At 52.9% G+C, this 24,768-nt stretch carries 20 protein-coding genes and 2 pseudogenes; 21 read left to right on the top strand and 1 reads right to left on the bottom strand.

Features of this window, described 5'->3' with window-relative positions; all coding sequences use genetic code 11:
• The first annotated feature begins 341 nt into the window (after positions 1-341).
• From H663_RS41385 to H663_RS35685, 19 genes and pseudogenes are all read left to right on the top strand, one after another.
• On the top strand, positions 342-920 hold the full coding sequence (locus H663_RS41385) for a hypothetical protein (protein WP_133240051.1): 579 nt from the start codon (positions 342-344) through the stop codon (positions 918-920).
• A gap of 409 nt (positions 921-1,329) precedes the next feature.
• On the top strand, positions 1,330-2,808 hold the full coding sequence (locus H663_RS35765) for an IS5 family transposase (protein WP_240620548.1): 1,479 nt from the start codon (positions 1,330-1,332) through the stop codon (positions 2,806-2,808).
• 344 nt (positions 2,809-3,152) lie between these two features.
• Positions 3,153-4,136, top strand: coding sequence for a Bug family tripartite tricarboxylate transporter substrate binding protein (locus tag H663_RS35760; protein ID WP_053175537.1), 984 nt, complete (start codon positions 3,153-3,155; stop codon positions 4,134-4,136).
• Positions 4,137-4,545: 409 nt separating this feature from the next.
• Positions 4,546-6,591: a phenylacetic acid degradation bifunctional protein PaaZ gene (gene paaZ / locus H663_RS35755; RefSeq protein ID WP_053176903.1), complete on the top strand. Its 2,046-nt coding sequence runs from the start codon at positions 4,546-4,548 to the stop codon at positions 6,589-6,591.
• A gap of 287 nt (positions 6,592-6,878) precedes the next feature.
• Positions 6,879-7,019 carry a hypothetical protein gene (locus H663_RS41680; protein ID WP_165803935.1) on the top strand — a complete coding sequence of 47 codons (141 nt, stop codon included), beginning with the start codon at positions 6,879-6,881 and terminating at the stop codon, positions 7,017-7,019.
• A gap of 176 nt (positions 7,020-7,195) precedes the next feature.
• Positions 7,196-7,447 carry a hypothetical protein gene (locus H663_RS35750; RefSeq protein WP_133240050.1) on the top strand — a complete coding sequence of 84 codons (252 nt, stop codon included), beginning with the start codon at positions 7,196-7,198 and terminating at the stop codon, positions 7,445-7,447.
• A gap of 205 nt (positions 7,448-7,652) precedes the next feature.
• Positions 7,653-8,114 carry a Fic family protein gene (locus H663_RS35745; protein ID WP_053175543.1) on the top strand — a complete coding sequence of 154 codons (462 nt, stop codon included), beginning with the start codon at positions 7,653-7,655 and terminating at the stop codon, positions 8,112-8,114.
• The gene (locus H663_RS35740; protein WP_133240048.1) at positions 8,081-8,338 is read left to right on the top strand and encodes a hypothetical protein; all 258 of its coding nucleotides are present in this window, start codon (positions 8,081-8,083) and stop codon (positions 8,336-8,338) included. Before H663_RS35745 ends, H663_RS35740 begins: the two co-directional genes overlap by 34 nt.
• Before the next feature lie 551 nt (positions 8,339-8,889).
• On the top strand, positions 8,890-10,158 hold the full coding sequence (locus H663_RS35735) for a capsular biosynthesis protein (protein ID WP_240620547.1): 1,269 nt from the start codon (positions 8,890-8,892) through the stop codon (positions 10,156-10,158).
• A pseudogene (locus H663_RS42480) lies at positions 10,110-10,307 on the top strand (sugar phosphate nucleotidyltransferase); the annotation flags it as partial. The gene H663_RS35735 and the pseudogene H663_RS42480, both read left to right, overlap by 49 nt.
• Positions 10,308-10,363: 56 nt before the next feature.
• Positions 10,364-10,588: pseudogene (locus H663_RS35725) on the top strand (cupin domain-containing protein); the annotation flags it as partial.
• A gap of 9 nt (positions 10,589-10,597) precedes the next feature.
• Complete coding sequence (locus tag H663_RS35720) at positions 10,598-11,707, top strand: KpsE/RkpR family capsule polysaccharide export protein (RefSeq protein ID WP_053175554.1); 1,110 nt, start codon at positions 10,598-10,600, stop codon at positions 11,705-11,707.
• Positions 11,708-11,717: 10 nt separating this feature from the next.
• Positions 11,718-12,500 (top strand): ABC transporter permease, encoded by a 783-nt coding sequence (locus H663_RS35715; RefSeq protein ID WP_053175557.1) that lies wholly within the window; start codon positions 11,718-11,720, stop codon positions 12,498-12,500.
• Positions 12,497-13,171, top strand: a complete 675-nt coding sequence (locus tag H663_RS35710) for an ABC transporter ATP-binding protein (protein WP_053175559.1) — start codon at positions 12,497-12,499, stop codon at positions 13,169-13,171. The genes H663_RS35715 and H663_RS35710 overlap by 4 nt, the downstream gene beginning before the upstream one ends.
• Positions 13,168-14,658, top strand: coding sequence for a glycosyltransferase family 4 protein (locus H663_RS35705; RefSeq protein ID WP_053175562.1), 1,491 nt, complete (start codon positions 13,168-13,170; stop codon positions 14,656-14,658). The genes H663_RS35710 and H663_RS35705 overlap by 4 nt, the downstream gene beginning before the upstream one ends.
• Before the next feature lie 9 nt (positions 14,659-14,667).
• Positions 14,668-16,341, top strand: a complete 1,674-nt coding sequence (locus H663_RS35700) for a hypothetical protein (RefSeq protein ID WP_133240047.1) — start codon at positions 14,668-14,670, stop codon at positions 16,339-16,341.
• A gap of 396 nt (positions 16,342-16,737) precedes the next feature.
• The gene (locus H663_RS35695) at positions 16,738-17,388 is read left to right on the top strand and encodes a hypothetical protein (protein WP_053175572.1); all 651 of its coding nucleotides are present in this window, start codon (positions 16,738-16,740) and stop codon (positions 17,386-17,388) included.
• A 151-nt stretch (positions 17,389-17,539) separates the two neighbouring features.
• Positions 17,540-19,966, top strand: coding sequence for a glycoside hydrolase family 99-like domain-containing protein (locus H663_RS35690; RefSeq protein WP_165803934.1), 2,427 nt, complete (start codon positions 17,540-17,542; stop codon positions 19,964-19,966).
• Between the two features lie 73 nt (positions 19,967-20,039).
• Positions 20,040-21,590, top strand: coding sequence for a sulfotransferase family protein (locus H663_RS35685; protein ID WP_133240046.1), 1,551 nt, complete (start codon positions 20,040-20,042; stop codon positions 21,588-21,590).
• 203 nt (positions 21,591-21,793) lie between these two features.
• Here the strand turns inward: H663_RS35685 and H663_RS35680 are convergent, their stop codons facing one another.
• Positions 21,794-22,582, bottom strand: coding sequence for a sulfotransferase family protein (locus tag H663_RS35680; protein ID WP_083451302.1), 789 nt, complete (start codon positions 22,580-22,582; stop codon positions 21,794-21,796).
• An 81-nt stretch (positions 22,583-22,663) separates the two neighbouring features.
• On the opposite strand from H663_RS35680, the gene H663_RS35675 reads away from it, so the two are divergent.
• Positions 22,664-23,587, top strand: a complete 924-nt coding sequence (locus H663_RS35675) for a glycosyltransferase family 2 protein (RefSeq protein ID WP_053175583.1) — start codon at positions 22,664-22,666, stop codon at positions 23,585-23,587.
• A 246-nt stretch (positions 23,588-23,833) separates the two neighbouring features.
• Positions 23,834-24,760 carry a glycosyltransferase family protein gene (locus H663_RS41380; RefSeq protein ID WP_133240045.1) on the top strand — a complete coding sequence of 309 codons (927 nt, stop codon included), beginning with the start codon at positions 23,834-23,836 and terminating at the stop codon, positions 24,758-24,760.
• The last annotated feature ends 8 nt before the right edge of the window (positions 24,761-24,768 follow it).

Genomic DNA, 24,768 nt, shown 5'->3' with positions numbered 1-24,768 from the left:
GCAAGCCACACACGGGGCAGGCCAGACGTTTGGCATCGCAGGTGAGATCAAAGTCAATGCGACGGCGGGCCATGTCGAGGTTGACGTTTTCAACGCGCCACGGGGCAGACAAGCCCAGCGCACTGGTGAACAAAGATTCGATTCCAATAGCCATTTACGGATCTTCAGTTGATGAACGGACATCCGCCATCAGGATTTGTGAGCAGCCGACTGCGCCTGTGGCCAACAAACACCACCGGGCTCGGTTACTGCATTGTATTTTTCAAGTCAAGTTCCACACGGAATGACGAAGAGCCAATTTAACTTGGGTCGAAAACTCTGCATTTATTCGTGAAGAAGTAGTGAGACTTATAGGTTCATCAACTGAAAAATCAAAAATCATCGACCAAATCGATAAAATTCTTCTTGATCCGAATGCGTTTCGTGATTGCCGTGGAGATTTGATTCCAAGAACTGCCTTTGCATATGGGAAGATTTCAAGTCCAATTTTATTGAGATCTCGTAAAGTTGTACTTGTTGATCCGTTTATTACGTTTAGGTTCTTGCCACAATATAAGACCAATTGGCAACCAGATAGGCGTAGAAATGTTGTAAAAGAAATGTTGAAAATCGCTCAAAAAGGACGATTTGTTGAGTGCTTTGAGATTTTTTATGAGCCCGTTAATCAAGTATATGGTGCTGAATACCTTCAGGAGGATCTTCAAAATTTGGTTGATGAACTAGGAATAAAAAATATTGATGTCGCATGTCATCCAACGAAGAAAGATTCGAACACAAAACAGCACGCTAGATATTTATTGGGATTGCATAGCGGTCTGCACTTTGATCATGGATTCGATACAGCGGAGGATGATTCACGAAATCATGTTGAGTGGATGGGTAATTCGGTCTTAGAGCCATTATTAAAAAAATTTACATAATTAGCATTTCGAGCATTGCTTAGGCTTTGACTCATAACCTCGGATTGTCAATAGGCTAGGTTTGACGTTTTGAAACTAGGGCTAGTTACTTTTATAAATCGATACTCTATATACATTGAGCCATTTCTGAGCCACAATCAGAGGTCTGATGGTGCTTAAAAAACTAGCACCGTAAAAAGAAATGACACTGTTTTACAGCTGGTGTCACAGAAGTGAATTTCAAATATCACTTTTTAATTACATGGGTATACTACAAGTATACTACTTTGATCCTGTTAAAAATAGCTAGTCGTCCCTGATAAACCCCTGAAACCCGCATGAATGCTAGCTTTCAGGGTCATTCCCAATGTTCAAAACTCCCATATTAATATTCAATGGAGCCTGTTTTCTGGGAGTTATTGAGGCCCATATGTCCATCACCGCCGATTTCTTTCGCAACCGCCTCGATCAAATGATCGATCTGCGTCATCCATTGGCCGTTTTGGCCAACCGCATGCCTTGGCAAGAAATCGAAGCTTCTCTGGCCCACCTCTTTGCCCGCCAAGTGCGCGCTGGCAAGAAGATCGAAGACTCAGACTTGTTTGGCACGACCGAAGTGATTGCCGGTGCTGGCGTCTCCAAAGCCGGTCGCCCCCGCTTGCCCACCCGCCTGATGGTCGCCCTGCTGTACCTCAAATACGCCTTCAACGAAAGCGATGAAGACCTCATCCAGCGCTGGGGCGAGACACCCACTTGGCAGTACTTTTCTGGCAACGAATACTTTGAGCACCGCTGGCCTTGCGACCCGACCCAATTGGTCAAGTTCCGCAAACTGCTTGGCGAAGAAGGCGTCGAGGAACTCCTGGCCCGCACGGTAGAGGTTGCCGTGACCTTGAAGCTGATTGCCAAGAAAGAGCTCAGTCAAATCATTGTCGACTCCACCGTTCAAGAGAAAGCCATCGCCCACCCCACCGACAGCAAGTTGTTGGAGACCGCTCGCGTCAAACTGGTCGAAGCGGCCAAGGCCCAGGGCATCGAGCTCAAGCAAACCTACGCCAAAGAGGGACAACTGCTGGGCTACAAGGCTGGGCGCTACGCCCATGCCCGCCAGTTCAAACGCATGCGCAAGGCCATCAAACGCCAAGCCACCATCGTGGGCCGATTGCACCGCGAGATCTCACGCAAGATGACGCCCTTGAGCCAAGCCGTTCAAGAGGCCTTGGGCGTGAGCATCGACAAAGCCAAAAGGCTGATCGCCCAGTCGCGCAGCAAAAAGGCGCAAGACAAACAACCCAAGCTGTACAGCTGGCACGCCCCGGAAGTGGAGTGCATCTCCAAAGGCAAAAGCCGCAACCCGTATGAATTTGGTGTGAAGGTGGGCATTGCCACCACACTCCAAGGCACTTTGATCGTGGGTGCCAGAGCCTTCCCAGGCAATCCGTACGATGGGCACACGCTCAGCGAGCAAGTGGAACAGGCCAGCATCCTCATGCAAGCCCTGGACACCAAGCCGCACAAGGCGATCGTTGACCTAGGTTACCGGGGGGTGGACAAAGCCAACCCCGACATAGACATCAAGCACCGGGGCAAATTCAAAAGTCTGACGGATGAAGACAAAAAAGATCTCAAGCGCCGACAAGCCATCGAGCCCATCATTGGACACTTGAAAGCAGATCACCGAATGAACCGGTGCCACCTGAAAGGGTCACTGGGCGACAGTTTGCACGCGGTGCTGTGCGCAGCCGGTTACAACATTCGGTGGCTGCTGCGCATGATCGTAAAAAAGGGCATCAGCCTTTTTTTGCGCCTGCTTTTGTCCACCGGTTTGGGGGCGTTGGGCCAACGATTGCGGCAGTTTTTTATGGGTCCCTCTGTCAAGTCCGGATCAATGAACTTGACCCTGGTCTGAAAGTGAATTTTTCAGGGACGACTAGCTAAGTTGTTGTTTTTAAAGGGAAAAAAGGTGAAATGTTGGCGTTTTCACACTGCAGGGGTCACATGTTCGATCCATGTATCGCCCACCAAAACAAGCCAACAAAAAAGCACTTAGCGCAAACGCTAAGTGCTTTTTTTCGTCTTCTGGTTCCAATAGAAGCCTTGGGTGCCGAGTGAATCATCCCCAGTGCATGCAACGCCTATGAGGCAGCCGACTCAATGCCTCCATGAACGATGTGCCCGCATCCTTGTCCAACTGAATTGCCTGTCCGCTCCCGGACAGAATACATGAGACTGCTATCCACAAGGAAAATATTCATGACTAATCAACGCACACGACAACGCCGAAACCTGCTGGCACTGGCCTTGTCACTGTCCTTGATGGGCCCGGCTTTGGCGCAAGACAAATATCCGAGCAAAGTCGTTACGGTGGTGGTGCCTCAAGCGGCCGGTGGTGCCAACGATGCCATTGCCCGCGTCATTGCACAAAAGCTGTCCGAGCAAATGGGCCAGTCTTTCGTAGTGGACAACCGCACTGGGGCGGGCGGTAACGTGGGCACGGTGGCGGTTGCGCGTGCCAAGGCCGATGGCTATACGCTGATGATCACGGCTGACAGCTCCATGGTCATCAATCCGTCCCTTTACAAAAACACGGGTTTTGATCCGATCAAGGACTTCGAGGCGGTTGGCACTGTGGCCACGGCAGGCTATGTGCTGGTCGCCCATCCGAATTTCCCGGCCAAAAACACCGCCGAATTGATTGCTTTGGCCAAACAGCAACCGGGCAAGATCAACATCGGTTCTGCAGGCAACGGCACGCTGAACCACCTGATCGGTGAAATGTTGGGCAAGGCGGCAGGCATTGACCTGGTGCATGTGCCTTACAAAGGTTCTGCGGCGGCAGTGACGGATCTGGTCGCAGGGCAAGTCCAGGTTTCGGTGCAGAGTTTGCCTTCTTCGATTGCATTTATCCGCAGCGGCAAGATCAAGGTCCTTGGCGTCGTCAACCCGCAACGCCTGCCCGCCTTACCTGATGTACCCACCATGGGTGAAACCCTCAAAGGCTTTGGTGCCACGCCCTGGTATGGCCTGTTTGTCCCGGCGGGCACGCCCAAAACCATCGTGGCCCAGCTCAATGCTGAAATTGCCAAAGCGCTGGAGTCCAAAGACGTTCAGGAGCGCTTGGCGGCGGTGGGCTGTGAGCCCTTCAAATCCTCGCAAGAACAGTTTGCCAACCTGGTTCGTGAAGATTTGCCGCGCTGGGCCAAAATCGTCAAGGCCTCTGGTGCCACCATCGATTGAGGGCGGGCTTTGCTCGTACCCCGCCTGGTCGGTCGAGTCCTGTCCATCGGACTTGGTTCATCGGTTCGATGACGGTTTCCAGTTGTTGCCTCAGACACGGCAGAGGATGGTTCTGGATGAAGACGCAAGGGCCAAGTCCTCATCTCCAACACGGCCTCTGGATTGACCGCACTCCCGGTGGTTTGATCGGGGGCCTTGAAGGTCGGTGGGTTCAGCATCGTCATTTGGCCGACGAACACCACGTCTGGGCTGGTGGCCGCCCCACTGCGGGTGCAATTCAATGGACACAAGGGGAAACCCTTGCTCTATTGGACTTGGGGTTGCAAATAAACCGATTAAAATTAACCGACCGCTCGGTTGGTTAATTATGATGGACCGAGCTTTGTTTTTTTTCAGAAAGCACCTGCTCATGTCCCAAGTCCTGCAAAGTTTCATCGGTGGCCAATGGATCGGCCAACAAGGCGCACAAGCCCTGCGCAGCGCCCTCAACGGTCAGACCGTGTACCAAACCCATGCCGAAGCCATCGATTTTGGCGACGCGGTGCATTACGCCCGCACCGTGGGCCTGCCCAACTTGCTCAAGCTCGATTTTCAGGAACGCGCCCAGCGCCTGAAGGCCCTGGCTAAATACATCGGCGAGCACAAAGAGCAGCTCTACGCCATCTCGGCCCACAGCGGTGCCACGCGCGCAGACAGTTGGGTGGACATCGAAGGCGGTGCAGGCACTTTGTTCGCGTATTCCAGCATGGGCAGCAACGAACTGCCCAGCGGCAACCTGATCCACGAAGGCCCAGCTTTCCCGCTGGGCAAAAAAGGCGGCTTTGCGGGCACGCACATTTTGGTGCCACGCGGCGGCATCGCGGTGCACATCAACGCGTTCAACTTCCCCATCTGGGGCCTCTTGGAAAAGTTCGCGCCGACCTTTTTGGCGGGCATGCCCTGCATCGGCAAACCCGCATCATCGACCAGCTACCTGACCGAGGCCATGGTGCGCTTGGTCGAGCAATCGGGCATTCTGCCTGCTGGTTCGCTCCAGCTGGTGATCGGCTCCACGGGTGACCTGCTCGACCGCCTGAACGGCCAGGACGTAGTCACTTTCACCGGCTCGGCCGACACGGCCGCCATGCTGCGTGTGCACCCCAATGTGGTCAAGCACAGCATCCCCTTCAACGCCGAAGCCGACTCGCTCAACTGCGCCATCCTCGCGCCCGATGTGACGCCCGACGACGAAGAGTTTGACCTGTTCGTGAAAGAAGTCGCCCGCGAGATGACCGTGAAAGCCGGTCAAAAGTGCACGGCGATTCGCCGCGCCATCGTGCCGCGCCAGCATCTGGACGCCGTCGTTGAAAAGCTCAAGGCCCGTCTGGCCAAGGTGGTGGTGGGTGATCCCTCGGTGGAAGGCGTGAAGATGGGCGCTTTGGCCTCACATTCGCAGCAGGCCGACGTGGCCGAGCGCGTGGCGCTGCTGCGCCAAAGCGCGGAGCTGGTGTTTGGCGGTGGTGCCGATTTCAGCCCGGTGGGCGAGGGCGTTGCCCAAGGCGCGTTCTTCCAGCCCACGTTGCTGCTGTGCCAAAAGCCCTTGCAAACCGACAGCGTGCACGACGTGGAAGCCTTTGGCCCCGTGAGCACGCTCATGCCTTATGACGGCATGGACGAAGCCCTGCAGCTGGCCGCTCGCGGCCAAGGCAGCCTGGTCGGCACGCTGGTCACCAAAGACCCGCAAATCGCTGCCCGTGTGATCCCGGTGGCTGCCGCTTCGCATGGACGCCTGCACATCCTCGACCGGGAATCTTCCGTCGAGTCAACGGGCCACGGCTCACCGCTGCCGTCACTCAAGCACGGAGGCCCCGGCCGTGCAGGTGGCGGTGAAGAACTCGGCGGCATCCGTGCCGTCAAGCACCTGATGCAGCGCACCGCGCTGCAAGGCTCACCCACCATGATCGCCGCCGTCACGGGCGAGTACATGCGTGGTGCCAAGCTGATTGAAACGGATGTTCACCCCTTCCGCCGCTACTTTGAAGACCTGCAAATCGGCGAGAGTCTGCTGACCCACCGCCGCACTGTGGGCGAGGCCGACATCGTGGCCTTTGGTGGCCTGTCGGGCGACTATTTCTACATGCACTTCGACGAGATCGCCGCCAAGGATTCTCCTTTCGGCAAGCGCATCGCTCACGGCTACTTCGTGTTGTCGGCCGCTGCCGGCCTCTTCGTCTCGCCTGCGCCGGGCCCAGTGCTGGCCAACTACGGTCTGGACACCCTGCGCTTCATCAAGCCCGTGGGCATTGGCGACACCATCCAGGCACGCCTGACGGCCAAGCGCAAGATCGACCGCAACAAGAAAGACGCCAACGGCGTGGGTCAAGGCGTGGTCGCCTGGGACGTGGAAGTGAGCAACCAGCTCGGCGAACTGGTGGCCAGCTACGACATCTTGACGTTGGTGGCCAAGAAGGGCTGATGGGCACCTTGGCGCTGTGGCGACATGGTGCCTGCCGGAGCATCACTGCCTTCAGCGGACATTGACAGCTCGGCGCCTTCAGTATTGACAGTGCCGATTGTGTGACTGTCGGTGTTGAATCAAGATTGACCGATCGCATGACCCAACTGCCGTCACAACCTCAAATCTAAATGATCTTTAAAGATTATTTTTTCTCAAAATTTGGTAGATAAACATGTTTTTGTGCGTTAAAACATCTTTTTGCGCACAATCAAGCTTGGATTTCCAATCTTCTGGATGATGCGTGGTTGTTGGCATGGTACGGCATGCCTTTGGCCGTGCGCAGCAGTGTGGGCGGCAGCCGCACCTCTGAGTTGGCCGATGGCATCAAGACCGAGACCTTTGTTGAGGCCATGCGACCCGGTGCCATTTTGCGTGTGGGCACTTGACCTTTCATCTCAAGCACAAGGTGATGCACATCTAATTGCTCAGTCGCTTGTTTGATCGGATCAACTCAGCCGAACTGGTGGCTTGGATCGACGACGAACCCAGCTGTCAATACGCCAGAAGGATTGGTTTTTTGTACGAGTGGCTGACGGGGCGGTAGCTGGCAGTGAATGCCAGCATGGCAGGCACTTATGTGGACGTGCTGGACGAGCGCAAGCTGGTCGCAGCATCCCCCGACAGGTCTGTGCCGAACCGCCGCTGGCGAGTGCGCGACAACCTGCCCGGTACGCCCGCTTTTTGCCCCTTGGTGCGCAAGACCAGCGAACTCGATGCTGCGGCAGCGGTCGACATTCGAGGCCTGCTGGATGAGCTGGCATCGGAGTTTGGTGAAGATGTGCAGATGTGCAGATGCGCTCGGCGGTCTGGATGACGCTGCGCGGAAGCAAGTCGAGCTTTGCCATGGAGGGCGAGGCGGATCAGTCCGACCGTATTCAGCGGTTTGCCGATGTATTGGCCAGGCGAATGGGGCAGGGGGACTTGGCGCTCAATGACCCTGTGTTGGCGTAGCTGCAATCCGATAATTTGGGTCGCCGCAACACGATGTAACGGTTGGGGTTCCTCAATCGCCCGTGTTTATGGGTGAAGTGGTGCGTTATCAAGAGTTGGTTCACTACGTGGCCCCGCCAGCGCACGATATGCAGTCCATGCTCCACGGGCTGTCGGTTTTTTGGGAGCGCACGCAGGGGCAATCGGCGGTGATGTCCAGCGCGGTCATGTCTTTTGGCTTTGTGTACATTCACGCGCTGGCCGACTGCAACGGGCGGGTTCTCCGCTTTTGGGTGAGCGATGTGTTGCGCCCTGATGGTGTGGTCAAAGAACCGATGATCCTGCCTGTTTCGTCCTTGATCAGCTGGGATCCGGCTGAGCGGCGTGCCTACAACAGCGTGTTGGACTCAATCTCGCGACCCTTGATGGGGGCGTTGGCCGGAACCTGCGAGTTTGTGCCCACGCCCATCGGCTACCCGATGGCATCCGCTCGTACTTTGTGTTCAAGGGGCAGGCCATGGCGAAGTCGGTTTGGCGTTACCCTGACTTGACAAGCCATGTGCTCTATCTGGCCGTTGTGCTGGTGCGCACCATACAAGACGACATGCGCGAGGAATCGCGTTATTTGTGCAACCACGCACAAGCCTGTGCTGCGATCAAAGACATCATTGAGATGCCTGACGTGGGGGCTATGCGCATCTTGGTCATCCATACTGGCAAAAACAATACGATATTGATGGAGATCATTTATGTATTGTCAAGAGTGCAACACTAAACTGGCGTAACTGAAGTCATCAAGTTCATTCAATGACAAGTCCCTCCATCGGAGCCAATCCTGAGAGGTATTGAGCATGTTCGCCAGAACAGCGAGCTTGTCCATCGTAGGTATGGCTTGCCCCATCAGCCACTTTCGAATGGCGTTGTCAGTCACTGGCCCCCCTCTCTATCTGAGGTTGAAACCTCTGGCCAATACTGTTGGGCTCAAGGTGCTTCAGTTTTCAGCAGAAGCTTCTCAATACGACGAGTGAATGCCTTGATCTCGTCGTTTTGGTTATCTGGCATAGCCTGCAACTCTAAACTTTCACTCAAAAAAAATCGTAACAAAAAAACATTTTTATGTTACACAAGCTACAATTTGGGCGTATTTGTCATCTTTATCGGTTTTAAAACCCTGCGGTAGCAATTGTTTTTTTGTTTTTTTCAGTAACGAAAATCATGCAACTAACTCAAAGGTGTTTTGAATCAAGCCAGACCGCCTACGTGTCAGAACTGCAAGTGCCAATATCCTGTAACCCAGCTTTGCGATGCTTGCAGGAAGCCCAAAGCGTGTTGCTTTTACAGGGCCCTATGGGTGCGTTTTTTGACCGGCTGGCCAAATGGCTCGTTCAGCATGGCGCACAAGTTCGGCGATTGGCTTTGCAGGGTGGGGATGTTCATGACAGCCAAGTTCTCAAGCCCATCGTCTTCAGGCACAGCCTGCAAGACTGGCCTGCGTTTTTCAAACAATTGCTGCAAGACCACCAGATCGACTGTGTGGTTTTGTTTGGTCAGTCCCGTCGTTATCACCAAGTGGCCATAGACCTCTGCAAAAGCCAGGGCTTGCCCGTGGTGGTGCTGGAAGAAGGTTACTTTCGGCCGGGCTACATCACTATGGAGCTGGGCGGGGTCAACGGATTTTCTGAAACCATGGCCCGCTACATTTGGCACCCGGAACCCGATGCGGCATCCATTGCCCCCGACATCACGCCCCATCATTTCCAAAAAATGGCCTGGCAAGCCAGCCGCCACTACCAAGCCCTGTGGGATGCGCGGCACGAATTTGCCCACTACCAGCATCACCGCATCAGCCAGCCCAGCTACTACGCCTTCTTTTGGGTTCGGTCGTGGCTGCGCAAACTCAAGCATTTGCGGCCCAGCCACCGCTTGCAGCAGAAGCTCTTTGCCCAAAAAGCGATCCATCCTTATTACTTTGTGCCCTTGCAGCACGATGGCGATGCGCAAATTTTGCACCACAGCAACTTTGCCAACAACGCCGAATTTGTCATCCGCGTCATGGAGTCTTTTGCACAGCATGCTCCGGCGCGCAGCCTGCTGGTCTTCAGGCAGCACCCGCATGTGCGCGGCGGCCCCGGCCACAGCGAACTCATTGGCGGCCTGGCTGATGATTTGGGCATTTCCCAGCGAGTGCACCACTTGGTCGAAGGCGACACCCCTGACCTGGCCCAACACTCGGCTGGTGTGGTGGTCATCAACAGCACCGTGGGCCTGCAAGCGCTTGAGCGGGGGGCGCCGCTCATGGTGTTGGGCGATGCGCCCTACAAGCAACCGCAGCTCAGCTTCATGGGTGAGTTGGACGAATTCTGGCAACAAGCCAAACCAGCCAGCCCGGAAATCACCGCCCATTTTTTGACGCAAATGAAAAACCTCACCCAGGCACCGGCCAGTGTGTACGCCTTCAGGAACGAGCCACTTCTTTGGGACGAAGTGCTGGCCCATGCCTCGGCTCCCGCCTCCTCAGCTTCATCCAAAGTGGCTTACGTTATTTCGTGCTCTGGCCTGTTGTCCGGCCGCACTGCTTTAAAGACACCATCCTGATCATTCCCGTCATTCTTTGCGGTGGTGCCGGTTCACGTCTGTGGCCAGTGTCGCAAGAAACACACCCCAAACCCTTCATGCGCCTGGCAGAAGGTGAAAGCCTGTTGCAAAAAGCCAATTTGCGCGGCCTGGCCTTGCCCGGCGTGACCGAAGTCCTCACGATCACCAACCAGGAACTGCTCTTCAAAACGCTGGAGGAATACCTAACCGCAGCGAACACTGGATCGTGGTCAGCGGCACCGCCGTCGTACAAAACGGCGAGCAAGAAACCATGCCCCACACCAACCAGTCCACCTTCATCCCGGCTTGACACTACCACCGCCTTCGCAAGCCTGGGGTTATTGACCTCGTGATGATCGAAGTGGAGAGCGGCCAGTACTTGGGCGAATATGACATCGTCCGCTTTTCTGACCAATACGGTCGCGTTTAAGCCCCTCTTATGTCAGATTTCAAGCCTCACTTTCTGAAAAAACTGAATGCACTGTTTGTGCTGACTGTGGTTCTGCCCAGTTTGTTGGCTACTGTGTATTTTGGCTACTGGGCCTCAGACGTGTATACCTCCGAAAGCAGCTTTGTGGTGCGCAGCCACGAAAAGCCATCGTCCAGCACTCTGGGCGTGCTGCTCAAGGGGGCTGGCTTTTCCAGTGCGCGTGATGAAAGCTACACCGTCCAAAACTACATCCTCAGTCGTGACGCATTGGCCGTGCTCAAAGCCGAGATTGGACTGGACAAAGCATATGCCAGCGAGCAAGTGGATGTGGTCAACCGGTTTGCCGGACTGGATGGTGATGACAGTTTTGAAGCTCTGCACCGTTATTACCAAAAAAAGGTCGCTGTCATGACTGACTCGGCCACCGCCATCAGCACCTTGAGCGTCAAAGCCTTCACCGCCCAAGATGCTTTGCGCGCTAACCAAATCCTGCTCAAGCGCAGCGAGGCCTTGGTCAACCGGCTGAACGAGCGGGGTCGTCAAGACCTGATCCGTTTTGCCAAAGCCGAAGTGGATCAGGCCGCTCAAAATGCCAAAACGGCAGCGCTGGCATTGTCGGTGTTCCGAAATCGGCAAGGCGTGCTCGATCCAGAGCGACAAGCCGCCGCCCAGCTGCAACAAGTGGCCAAGATCCATGACGAACTGATCGCCACCACCACCCAGCTGTCTCAGCTCAAGGTCTTCACCCCACAAAACCCTCAAATACCCTCACTTGAAAACCGGGCTAAAACCCTGCGCGCAGAGATTGCCAAAGAAACCGGTAAAGCCACAGGCGACCCCAAATCATTGTCCAACAAGGCAGCAGAGTTTCAGCGGCTGGCACTGGAATCTGACTTGGCCAATAAACAATTGGCCAGCGCCTTGATCAGCCTTGAAAGCGCACGCAGCGAAGCCCAACGCCAGCAGGTCTATCTGGAGCGCATTGCACAACCGAGCTTGCCCGATGTGGCACAGGAGCCGCGGCGTGTACGCAACATACTTGCCACGCTGGTCCTGTGTCTTGTGGCTTGGGGCATTCTGAGCATGCTGGTTGCCGGTGTGCGCGAACACCAAGACTGACACAACGTCCATGAGTAGCTTCAAACAAAGTCTTCGCATCCAGATGCGAGTGTTACATGCACTAATGCTTCGCGAAATGCTTACGCGCTACGGCCGGCACAACATTGGGTTTTTGTGGCTTTTTCTGGAGCCGATGATGTTCACTTTAGCCGTGGTGGCCTTGTGGACAGCTACGGGCCTCCACAAGGGCAGTGGCATCTCCATCGTGGCCTTTGGCATCACCGGTTACTCCACCATCATGCTTTGGCGCAACATGCCAGGCCGTGCCATTGGGGCTATTGCACCCAATGCAGCCTTGCTGACCCATCGCCCAGTGCAAATTTTTGATGTTTACATCGCGCGCACGGTGCTTGAAGGATTGGGTGCCACTGTCTCGTTTATTGTGCTCGCGTTTGCGGCGTGGATGCTGGGGTGGATGCCTGGCCCTGAAGACGTGCTGGCCGTGCTGATTGGTTGGCTGCTGCTCTTCTGGTTCAGCTTTGCTGTGTCCTTGTGGATCGGCGCAGCCTCCGAAAGGTCGAGTCTGGTGTACAAGATTTGGTCACCTGTTTCGTACATTTTTATTCCATTGTCTGGCGCAGTGTTTTTGGTGGAAAGTTTGCCACCTGCAGCACAAGATGTCGTGCTGCTGATGCCTGTGGTGCATTGCGTCGAGTTGATCCGCGATGGCTTCTTTGGCAGCATGTTCAAGGCCCAATACGACATCGGCTATGTACTGGTGTGCAACACCTTTTTAACGCTTTTCGCACTGGTCCAAGTCCATGATCTCACCCGCAGGGGCGTTGAGCCATGATTGAGTTGCACAACGTCAGCAAGCAATACCCCATGCGAGAAGGCATGCGCACCGTGCTGCAAGGCATTAACCTAAGGGTTCGGCCGGGAGAAAAGTTGGGCATTTTGGGGCGCAACGGTTCAGGCAAGTCCACCCTCATTCGCCTTATTGGCGGTGCCGAAAAACCCAGCAGCGGCCGCATCACCCGCAGCATGCGTGTGTCCTGGCCGCTGGCCCTCATCAGTGGTTTTGGTGGTTCACTCACAGGGCGCGATTCCTTGCGAATGGTCTGCCGCATTTATGGCGTCGACTGGCACGACAAACTCGGCTTTGTGAAAGACTTCACCGAGCTTGGCCGCTACTTTGATGAGCCAGTGCAAAGTTACTCTCACGGCATGATGGCCCGTTTGGCCTTTGCCGTGTCCATGGTCATCGACTTTGATTGCTTCTTGATCGACGAGGTCGTCGCCGTGGGCGACTCCACCTTCACCGAACGCTGCAACCACCAGCTGTTTGGTCAACGTGGTCACAAAGCCATGGTCATCGTCTCCCACAGTGAGGCCTTTATCCGCCAACACTGCGACCATGCGGCGGTACTTGTCGACGGCCAACTGCACAGCTTTGACGACAACGAGCTGGCATTCGCTTTTTACAAGGACAGCCTGGCTATCCCAGAGGACAGCGCATCATGAAGGTTCTGGTCGATTTGAAGCCCGCGCTCGATGGCTATGCCGGTATTCCGCAAGAGTGCCGCCTGCTTTTCAAGGGCCTGCGGCAGATGAATGGCTTTGAAGTGGAAGGCCTCATTCAGCACGGTGGACGCCGCTTGCGCGCCGCCTTGCCAGAACAACACCACTGGAGCCAAGACAAACAAATTGACGGTTTGTCCAAGTTTGTGGTGTCCATGTACGAGAAGCCGTTCGACAACTTTGCGCAAGCGTTGCTTTATGACATCAAGCGGCGTTTTTCCAGAGGTTTTTTGCGCCTGCGGGCCAATTTGGGACTGAGCTTGCCGCTCAGCCGCTTCGAAGCCGATTTGTTTGAAGACTTTGTATGGCGAACCTTTTTCAGCAAGACTCTCAACGCCGATTGCCAAGCGCAGCTGATGCAAACCCGCCATCGGGTGCTGAGCGTGCCCCGGCAAATGATGCACAAGGCCGGGCTGGACGGATTGAAGTTTTCACAAACCCCCAGCTACGCGCAAATCGACACAAAAGGTTTTGACGCCTTCGTCACCCAAAACCCATTTCCTGGCCGTGTGGACCCAAGCACCCAAATGGTGGTGCGTTACCACGATGCGGTGCCCATCCTCATGCCCCACACCACGCGCGACAAAGCCTTTGACCAGGCAGCGCACTTCCATGCCCTCAAGGACAACCTCAAGCGTGGCGCATGGTTTTCTTGCATATCGCACGCCACCCGAAATGACTTGCTCACTATTTTTCCGCAAGCAGAGCCTCGCAGCGTGGTCATCCCCAACATCGTGTCGGACGAGTATTACCCTGACCCCTCGCCACCGCACATCGTGCACCAAGTCATCCGCAACCGCGTGGCGGTGGACGACTTGGTCAAAACAAAGCTGCCTAAAGCCTTTGCACAACAAGTTGCGGACAGTGACAAGCCCATGCAATACCTGCTCATGGTCAGCACGATTGAGCCGCGCAAAAACCACGCTTTGCTCATCCAAGCCTGGGAAATGCTGCGTTACGGCACCCACTCGCAGCTGAAGCTGGTGGTGGTGGGTAATTCTGGCTGGGACCAAGGCCCCGTATTGCAAAGCTTCAGGCCTTGGGCTGCAGCGGGAGAACTTTTTTGGCTGAACAACGTGCCAGCCGCCGAACTGCGCGCCCTTTACACCCACGCCCAAGCCACGGTCTGCCCTGGCTTGGCAGAGGGATTCGACTACTCAGGAGTTGAAGCCATGAAATGTGCTTGTCCTGTGGCCGCATCCGACATTCCGGTGCACCGCGAAATTTATGACCAGGCAGCGGTCTACTTCAACGCCTACAGCGCGGCAGACGCGAGCCAAAGCATTGGCCAACTCTTGTCGCCAGAGTCACAAACACAACGCGATCAGTTACGCATGCAAGGCCTACAAATGGGCCAGCGCTACACCGAAAATGCCATCCTGCCCCAATGGACAGAAATGTTTGCACGCCTGTCACCTTCAAAGCGCTGAATCCACGCCATGAGCATTGTTATCCTTATCGCCCCATTCGCAGAAACAGCAGCGACAGCTTGGACTTTTGTGCAAAAGGCGTGTGAGTCTGATGCTGCACCTTCACGGCGTGAGCAGCTCTCACCCCAGCAGGTGCAGCAACTCATGCTCAAAACTTTGCGCCAACCCCGTCACTCGGCACACGCACACACCAACCAGCAAAGCCCAGGCACAGCCTCGGAAAAGATCTGGACTGAACTCGCCAGCGACCAGATGCTGGGCTACGTGGACCATGCACAGTATGGTTGGTGCCAAACGCTGGGCGAACACACGCCATCCTTTTGTCAGCGCTTTGACCCTGAAACCCGCTTTGTGCTGGTGTACGAGGAGCCGACGGCCTTTGCGGCTCAGGTCATTGTTCATGACAACGCAAGGGCACAGGACCTGCAACGCATCTTGCAAAACTGGCATGAGCATCACAGCCATTTGCTTGATCTCTTCTATGCACTCGGCGCAGACGCAGTGTTGGTGCATGCGTTGCAAATACACCGCATCGCAGCGTTTTTGGGCTTGAATGCTTCGAAGGAAGAAACCCAAGCTGTGAGGCAGGAAATCTTGGGCAACCGAGTGTTGACCCAGTTGCTTGAGCCCTTGACAGCTGCGAATGTTCAAGTCCAAACCCTGTGGCAAGAAATCCAAGCTGTAGCCCAAGGTCCATTGGAGTTTTCTTTGCCTCCGCTGCAAATGGCCCATGAGGTATTGGATCAATATATCCAGCAACAAGCCGGACTTGAAGCCGAGCGTCAACTCAGTGATCAACTTGGCAAAAAATTGGCTGATCTGAACTTAGACAAGCAGCAAGAGGGCGAGGAGCTGCTGGCACAGCTGCATCAAATGCAGATTAAGCTTGAGAACCTTGCACTGGCCAATGTCTCGGGGGAAAAAGAAGTCGAACAGTTGCGCCAGTTCGAAGCCGCTTATGAATCTCGTTTTGTAACCGAAAGCCAAGCCCAGCAAGTTGAAGAAATGGCAAAGGCCCATGCATTTGCTCAATGCGATGCTTTGAACCATGAAAAAGCTCAACTCAGGCAACAACTGATCGATGCACAAGACGAAGGCGACTTGTTGTTGGTTCAGTTGCATGAAGTGCAAGAAGAGCTGGAACATTATTTCCTCAAATATCAGGTCCAGCGTGAACAAGTCAAAACCGTGGTCGACTTTTGGCTGCAACACCCGCCTGCCGAAGTTTGGGTGGACATGCGCCGCACCCCAGACGGCAATGGTTGGTACGAGGCCGAAGCAGACGGACGCTGGAGCGGCCCGGACACCAAATCCACGCTGGAATTTCCTCCACTGGGTGCAGGTCAATATTTGGTTGAACTTGAGATTGCTGACGCCATGGCCCCCGAACTGGTGGCCAGCCTGCAGCTGAGTGCGCAGCTCGATGACGGCCAAGTTTTGCCGATGGATCTGGTGCACGAGTTTGGCCCTGCCGATCAGCTCTACCCCATGTTAAGCACCGGTATTTTGCAGTTGCCTGCCACACAAGACGGTTGGCACTTGCGAATGGCATTGCCCAGCGTCATCTGCCCTGCAGAACACGGCGGAACCGACACCCGTCATCTGGGTGTGCGCCTGCAAGGTGTGCGGCTGAGTCTGCAGCAGGTCGACCAGTCCGAGAACCAGGCTGAGATACAGGCATGAACCCGCAAGCTGCCTCATCTATCAACCTTGCCCAATGGGTTCCTATGGCGCAGCGTTGGCTGGGCCTGGGTCATGCGCTGGTGGTGGGCCACAGCCAGCAAGCACTCAGTCTGCTGAACGGTGTCCCGCAATCGCTCACCTTATTCAAGGCCGGTTCCCCTGCGGCCAGCCCGGACGCTCATGCACCAGCCGCATACGCTGCGGCGCACACCCGGCCCTGGCTGATTTCCGAGCCCACAGGCCCGGTCACCTTCCATCAAGCCAGCCTGCCCTCTGAAAGTGGGCTGCTACCCGCCATTGCGCTCACCGCCTGCTGGCCGGGCATCAACCCCTTGGGCCAGCATCAGGCCAGCGCCCTGAGCTTGGACGATGCCTGCGCTCAGGCCAGCGCAGAGCATGCATGGGCAAGCCCCACCTCAATGTTTGTGGATTGGCTGCCTGCCTGCCAACGCCTTGCTGCAGACTCACGGCTTTGCTCTCTGCGGTGTGGAGCCCGAGCGCAACCCGCATTTGGGCACCGTCCTTTTTGTGCGTGGCTACCCAGCTGCCCACAGCGCTATCCGGCAACAGCACGAAGAACTGAGCTGTGCCCATGCCGAGCTGCAAGCCCGGCTGAGCGCCCAGCAACATGCCAGAGAGGTGGAAGCCGACGCCAAGGCCGAAGCACAAAGACTGCGAAACGAGCTGGCGCAGACCTTTGCCAAGCTGAAAGACCGGCTCAGCGCCTCTTGCCACACGCAAAAGCGCTTGCCTTCGCGCTCCAGTCACCACTGCACCGTGGGGTCTGCGCTCCTTTGGGCGGAGATGGCCTCCACGGGTGTGGTGCGAGGGTTCCACTTGATGATGAAAGCCATCGCGTGCTTGCGTTCATTGGCTTACGCGGTGATGGTTTGCATCAGCTTGAGCGAACAAAAGCCCGAATCGGCGCGCACCAACAAAAGGGTGTCCAACAAGCTCGCTGTCATGGTCAGGACGCACTCGAGGTTGTACTCGCTCTCGTTTGCCGAGTGCTGGATTCCAGGGCGCAAAACCAGCTCCAGACAATAGTCCTCGGTGCCCAGAGCTATTCATCAGCACTTTGAAACGGCGATTGACACCGGCAGCCCAGACGTGGATCGGCTAGTCAGGCAGGCGCGTGTTCCGTACCAGCTGCAACAGTTGACGGATAAAAACCAGCCACTGTCCTAAAAAAATGGTCATGACTATTAATCACCCACTACCGCAAAAAATATCAGATGCCAGTGCATATGAGGCGGCTGGCAGCTTATTTTCACGAGCCAATAGTGCATTCCGCAACGGTAAGTACAGCGCGGCAGCTGCCTTGTATGAAGAAGCGCTCGATCAGTCAACAGGTGTAATGCATCGACAAATCTTCTTCAATTTGCAGCTCGCGCGGAAAAAGCAGGGTTCTGCTGTTAAGTTGAATGCCCTCAAGCTTAAAAAACCTGAAAATGTTGAAGATTTTTATTTTGAGTTGATTCAAGAGGGGAATTTTTTCGATCAAGACTGGTATTTGGCTCAACACAAAGACACGCATCAGATCACAGGTAATCCTCTGGCCCATTACTTGGAGCATGGGGTAGAGCTTTCTCTCAACCCTTCCCCGGACTTTGACACCGCCTACTACCTCAGCAAGTACAAAGACGTAGCCACTTCGGGTAAGCATCCATTTTTGCATTACGTTTGCCAAGGCCATAGGGAAGGTAGACCAGCCAAGCCATTTGACGCACACTCAATCCTCGATGCATACGAAGTGGAAGAGGCTTGTTATGTGCCCCGCCTGGCCGCAGATGCCCCGCCAGTTGCAAAAGCAGCACGGGTCATTGCGTTTTATTTGCCGCAATTCCACCCGATTCCTGAAAACGATGGCTGGTGGGGCAAAGGCTTTACCGAATGGACGAATGTCAAACCTGCCAAGCCGCAGTTTGACGGGCACTATCAGCCCCATGTACCTGACAACTTGCTAGGCTATTACGACCTGAGCGATACCGGCGTCATGCGCAAGCAAATCGAACTGGCCAAACAGTACGGCATCGAAGGCTTTTGCTTTTATACCTATTGGTTTACAGGCCATCGCCTGCTCGAAACGCCGGTTGACAACTACCTGGCCGATCCCTCGCTGGACTTGCCCTTTTGTATCTGCTGGGCCAACGAAAACTGGTCACGCCGTTGGGATGGCCTGGAAAAGGACATTCTCATAGAGCAGCACTACTCATCTGATGACGATGTCAACTTTATCGCGCACATGAGCAAATACTTGCGCGATCCTCGTTACATCCGTATTAACGGCAGGCCGCTGCTGGTCGTCTACAGGCCCAATCTGTTTCCGTCGATGAAGGACACTGCCGTGCGCTGGCGGGATTGGTGCCGGAATAATAACTTGGGTGAAATTTATATCGCTTATGTTCAGTCTTTCGAAAATCGCGACCCTGCCGATTATGGGCTGGATGCTGCCATTGAGTTCCCCCCCAACAACACCTCACCACCTAACATCACACATAGCATCACCCCTGCCAACGACGATTTTGCCGCGAAAGTTTACGACTGGCGTGCGCTTGTCGAAAACAGCAAGGGATACAAGCGTCAGGGATACAAGTTGTTCCGCGGTGTTAACCCCTCATGGGACAACACAGCTAGGCGAAAAAACAAGGGCTCTATCCTGCTGCACAGCTCACCCTGCGGATATCAGGAATGGCTTTACAACGCTATTGCAGACACACAGCAGCGATTTACTGAACCTGATGAGCGTCTGGTATTCATTAATGCGTGGAATGAATGGGCGGAAGGTGCACATTTAGAGCCAGACCAACGTTACGGTTACGCCCATCTTGAGGCGACGCGGATGGCGCAAGTCAGACAACTTACATCAGCACCGATTACCACGAGTGGGCTGGCAATTGTGATACACGCTTTTTATATAGAAATATTTTCCGAAATTATTGAAAAATTACATGAGATCAAGAACTTGTCTTTCAAGTTGTTTGTTACAACCCCCCACGCTCAAAGTGCCGAAGTTGAGATGATCTTGCAGTCAAGCAGCTTTCCCTATTTGCTTTTGACAGTCAACAACCGTGGACGCGATGTGCTGCCGTTCCTGAAAATCGCTGGTAAGGTTGAACAAGAAGGCTACGCTTACATTTTGAAGATTCATACGAAAAAATCTCGTCATAGAGAGGACGGTGACATTTGGCGTCATGATCTCTATAATAAACTTCTTGATGAGAATTCAATCCGCATGGCGCTGAAAAGATTTGATAGCGAAGCAAATCTTGGCGTGCTAGGCCCGTCAGGCCACATCGTACCTATGAACGTTTACTGGGGGTCGAATGCGCCAACTGTGGTATCAATTGGGTATCGGCTGGGGCAAGTTCCTGCAAAAATCAAACGCTTGGACTTTGTAGCTGGTACTATGTTTTTTGCACGAATGCAGGCGTTAAGGCCATTGTTCAACCTTGCGATCAATGAAGAGGATTTTGAGGCGGAGGCAGGTCAGATCGATGGCACATTGGCGCATGCACTGGAACGAATTATCTCTATCAGTTGCTCTTCCCAAGGATTCGAACTAGTTAATTCGGGAATTAATGATAAGAAAAGTAATAATACAAACTATGCGTTCGTCCAATAAGATAATCCGCTTTTTATTTTTATGGTCCAGTTCCTCAAATTGATCATGCTGTGACTGTTTTCAGGGGGCCATCTTGAGTCTGATTGTGGTTTTGGGCATGCACCGCAGTGGAACTTCTGCGTTGACGGGCGTATTTAACAGGCTGGGCTTTGCGGCAGGCAAAAAGTTAATGCCTGCTGACGCGTTCAATCCCAGTGGTTACTTTGAAGACGAGCTCATCAACGCACGTCTTGAATTGTTATTGAATCAGCTCGAGAGAAGCTGGAACGACCCAAGACTGCTCCCCAACGATTGGCATGACAGCGTGGTTGCCCAAGCTGCAGAGAAAGATCTGCAGGACTTGCTCCATGAGGAGTTTGATCCCTTGCAACCCATAGTCTTCAAGGACCCGCGGGCTTGCAGGTTGCTGCCTTTACTACAAGATGTGTGGCAGTCCACGGATTGTGTTCCTCGTTATGTTTTTGCATTGCGCTCGCCCCATGCCGTAGTCCGGTCACTTTCTCAGCGCGATTGGATTTCTGGGCAGCGAGCTGCTTTGCTGTATCTAGCATACATGCTCGAAGCGGAGCAGCATACACGTGGGCTGCCGCGTGCCTTTGTGCACTACGATGCTCTGCTCTCGGATTGGCGCAGTGTGATTCGCCATATCTGGCAGGAGCTTGAGCTGGAAATGCCAGAACTGAATGGCAACATGACGAGCTGTGGGGATTCGATTGATCGTTTCTTGTCGTCAGCGCTGAATCATCACACTGAAGCAAATGACCAGTCAACAGGGCTGGCCATGAACCTGGCACAAGAGGTGTATGCCTTGCTCAGTGGACCCATGGATGACCTATCGCTTGCGGCACTGGACGAGGTGCGTGGTCGCTGGAAGATGTACTTGCAAGACTTGGAGCCATTAATTGTCTATAGCCGTAATGCTCAGCTTATTCAGGCAATCGGGCAGGAGGGTAGGTCGGAGCTTTTTTACGCCAGTACGGGGCAGTCTTTTGAAGAAGACCGCAAACTTTATTCGCTTTGGTCATTTGGTGATATGACACAGCAGCGCTTTGTTTTTCCGGAATTGCAGGGCCCCATAGGTAGTTTGCGTTGGGACATCATCGACAGGCCAGCTCATTGCATGGTGCAAAAGGTTTGGATAGAGGATGACAAAAGACAGGTACGATGGATCTGCCCTTCTGGCGAAGATCTGTTTGCACAAAAGTCGTCAGATATGCACCACTTAAGCAGCGGGGCATCAGCCAGTTTTGAAGTCCTATCCAGTGGCTTTGATCCACATGTGACTTTGAATATTCCTGCGGCTTTACTCCACAAAATAGATAGAGGATGGTCTTTCTGCACTTCTATGAAAGTCGAACTGCCTATGCTGGCCTTGGCACAATTGGGTCAGGGGTGTTCGGCATTGCGGCAGCAGTTGCAAAGCGCAAAGTCAGACTTGACCATTGCAGCCAGCGAAAGGGATTCATTACGCAGATCTGCTGCAACAGATTCGGCCCGCATGCAAGAGCTAGAGGCAGCAGTGGCAAGGCTGCACACGGCGTTCAAGCGGGCAGAGGCGCAACTGGATCTGTACAAGGGTCTACGGCTGGCTGATGGCTTGAATGCAGCCGACCCGGGTGCCTGATGCCTGTTCTCAACTTGTCCTACGGATGACTTATTCGTCGCCTCGAATCCTTGTCTTTGCCAGGTATGGAGTTGGCTGAAGTTGTACACGTCTAGTAGCGAGTAGTCTGACGGTCATTGGCTGCCTCATGGGGCATGATCAAAAAAGGAATACGTCAATTTGACGTTCACACCGTCGTTCAAGAGCAAAGAAACAATAACAGCTCAGGGCAGTGCATCTGAGATTCTGGGAAAAGGCCTTCGCCATGTATCGCAATTCCAGCCAGTCAATGCCTCAAGATTCAGCAGTTCGGATTCAAAAATATCGATCAACAAACAATGATCTTCATCGCTCAACGGTGCCACGTACGGCAAAGCATGCATCTTGGGAATGGATTTTTGGAGAGAGACCGTGATACCTAAAAACCGATGAATTTCGGCGAGTAAACCCTCGGGATCGTGAGCGAGCCTTTCAAACCGAAACACCAGAATTTGATCACGAGGGAAAAGCGAATAAAGACGATGCAATTGCTGTGAGTAATGTCCGCGCGCTGTGTAAGAAAAACGCATTTCCTGAAGAGGCAGTGCATCTCGTGTGCGATCTTTCTCTGCAAAAATTGCCTGTCGAAAAGTCAGATTTTCTTTACCGCGACTGCGCTCCATGTTCCAGTGTGAAAAAGCTCGATCGATGGGGTTGCGCAAAGACACCAGCCATTTCATGCCAGGGTTGTAGGCTTTGATGCGATGTGCAGCTTGTGCGTGAAAAATGTAAGCAGGCGTGGCCTCACCGCATTGTTGTCTTGCCGTGGCCTTTGAAAAGTGGGCATCGTAGAAAGAATAATCTGGCAAGTCGCTGGCGAAAGCTGCGTCATTGTCAAAGAAATGAATTTCCTTAGGTGTGGAAAGATACAGGTCGGGGTGATGTGACAAGGCGCTGTGCAACGTCGTTGTGCCTGCTTTCTGTGCTCCTGCTATGAGGAAATCAACGATCGGTTTGAGTTGTTTTGAAATCATGAAGCTGTATAAATTTATGGTTAATTACCCAATTCCTGTTGGATTAACAGTTCTCCTGTTGCCCACCGTTTGGCTGCGGGCATGATCAGTTTCGTCATCCCGCTGCACAATCACTTGTCAGCCACACAGGCGATGTTGGCTTCTTTACGTGAATTCATGCCCACAGGCATCGATCACGAAATTATTTTTGTCGATGATACTTCCACCGACGGCACTCGAGAATGGCTTGAATCCTTGAAGGATCCATGCATCAGATTTTTGATCAATGATGTTAACCGAGGCTACGCCGCCAGCAATAACGTGGGTGTCAATATGGCCAGGGGCGATGTGCTGGCTTTGCTAAATAATGATGTGTTGCTCACGCCACGCTGGTTGGAGCCCATGCTGGCGGCCTTGCATTCGACCGCACTCAAGGCTGGTCTGGTGGGTAATGTGCAGTACCGTGTGGAAGATGGGGAAGTCGACCATGCGGGTGTCGAGCTCTCTCCATTGGGTCAACTGCAGCATGTAAAGACTATTGATCATGAACCGATTATCAAACCCTTTGCGGTGACAGGTGCATGCATGCTGCTGCGCAAAGCTGACTTTATCAGGGCTGGCGGTTTTGATGAAAGTTATGTCAACGGATGTGAAGACATCGACTTGTGCTTCAAGTTCCAAGCATTGAACAGGAGGGTTTTTCTGGCAAGCAAAAGCCGAATTCACCACCATGTCAGTCTCAGCCGCAAGACCAACACTTTGCAGGACTTCCAAAACAGCCGTCTGCTATTTTCTCGCTGGCGCACCAGGATAAAAAATGAATTGAGTCGGAATTGGCACGATTTGTTGGCAGCAGGGCCGTCTACGTATTCCAATATTTGGCCTGAACCAATAGCACAGGAGTTTTTGTCAACACCTTGGGCACTCTCCTTGTACATGGCAGAAACCCTGCTCAGGCGAGAAGAGGAATATTGGGCGCGCCATCTTGACGTTGACATTAAGTGCAGCTCTTTAGATTTTCCGTAGTAACAGTTTAACTTTAGACATTAAAGCTATAACTGCTTGCTAATTTGGCTAAGAGTTTTTCAGAATTTCATTGCCTGAGAAGAATTTGCTTAACAATTGGGCAACTTTTGGGCGTAAAAATCGTTTAAAAATTCGACCAACTTTTATAAATACAAAAATATCGATTCTGGAACCCCTCTTTTGACAAATCCCGACAGACTCCTAGGTGCTCGACTTACACAGGTACTTCATTTGGTAAAATAATCAATGAAATCTAAAAAAATACTATTTTATCGTGATTATCAAGGATTTACAGGCGGGCATCTTAAGGTCTTTAACTACTTTGAGCATGTTAAGCATTCAAATAATTTTAATTCAAAAATATATTTTTCAAAAAACTCAAATTATATTTTAAATAATTCTACTTCAATAAATTCAGAAGATTTAGAGTTGAATTGGGAGCCTGAATTAGCAGATGTGTTATTTGTTGCTGGTCTGGATTGGTCTGTTGTTCCATTTGATATTGATAAACCTGTAATTAATCTAATTCAGCATGTTAGGCATGCTGATCCGAACGATTTTCGGTATAATTTTTTAAGGCGTCCCGCAATTCGAATTTGCGTTAGTCAGGCTGTAGCTGATGCAATTATTTCGACTGGTATAGTCAATGGCAAAACTTTTGTTATTAAAAATGGAGTTGATCCATTAGATTTTCCAGAAAAAAATGTTTACAAAGATAACCAAGTTCTCATTGCGGGGTATAAAAAACCAGAGTTGGCAGCTCAAATAGCTCAAGAATTAAATAAATTGGGAATAAAAAATCACCTATTAATTAAAATGCATGAGCGATTTGATTATCTTTCGCTTGTGGCGCGTTCTGCCATCACAATATTTCTTCCATGCGAATCTGAAGGTTTTTATCTTCCTGCGCTTGAAGGAATGGGGCTAGGAACATTAGTTATTTGTCCTGATTGTATTGGGAATAATGAATTTTGCTTCCATATGCAAAACTGCATAGTTCCAATATATTCTTTAGAAGGAATTATTTCCTCATGTTGTGAGGCGATGGAAATGCTTTCAACAAATTATAGTGAGAAAATCAGGACAAATGGAGAGCTGCAGTTTAAAGCGCATTCATTGAAAGAAGAGAGAGCTCGTTTCATTGAAATTTTGAATTCTATTGATATTGGGTAAGAAAAAAA

It is taken from the genome of Limnohabitans planktonicus II-D5 (assembly GCF_001270065.2).
Taxonomy (GTDB): domain Bacteria; phylum Pseudomonadota; class Gammaproteobacteria; order Burkholderiales; family Burkholderiaceae_C; genus Limnohabitans_A; species Limnohabitans_A planktonicus.
Note: the sequence above shows the minus strand (reverse complement) of the source record. Positions and strands in the feature narration are given on the sequence as shown.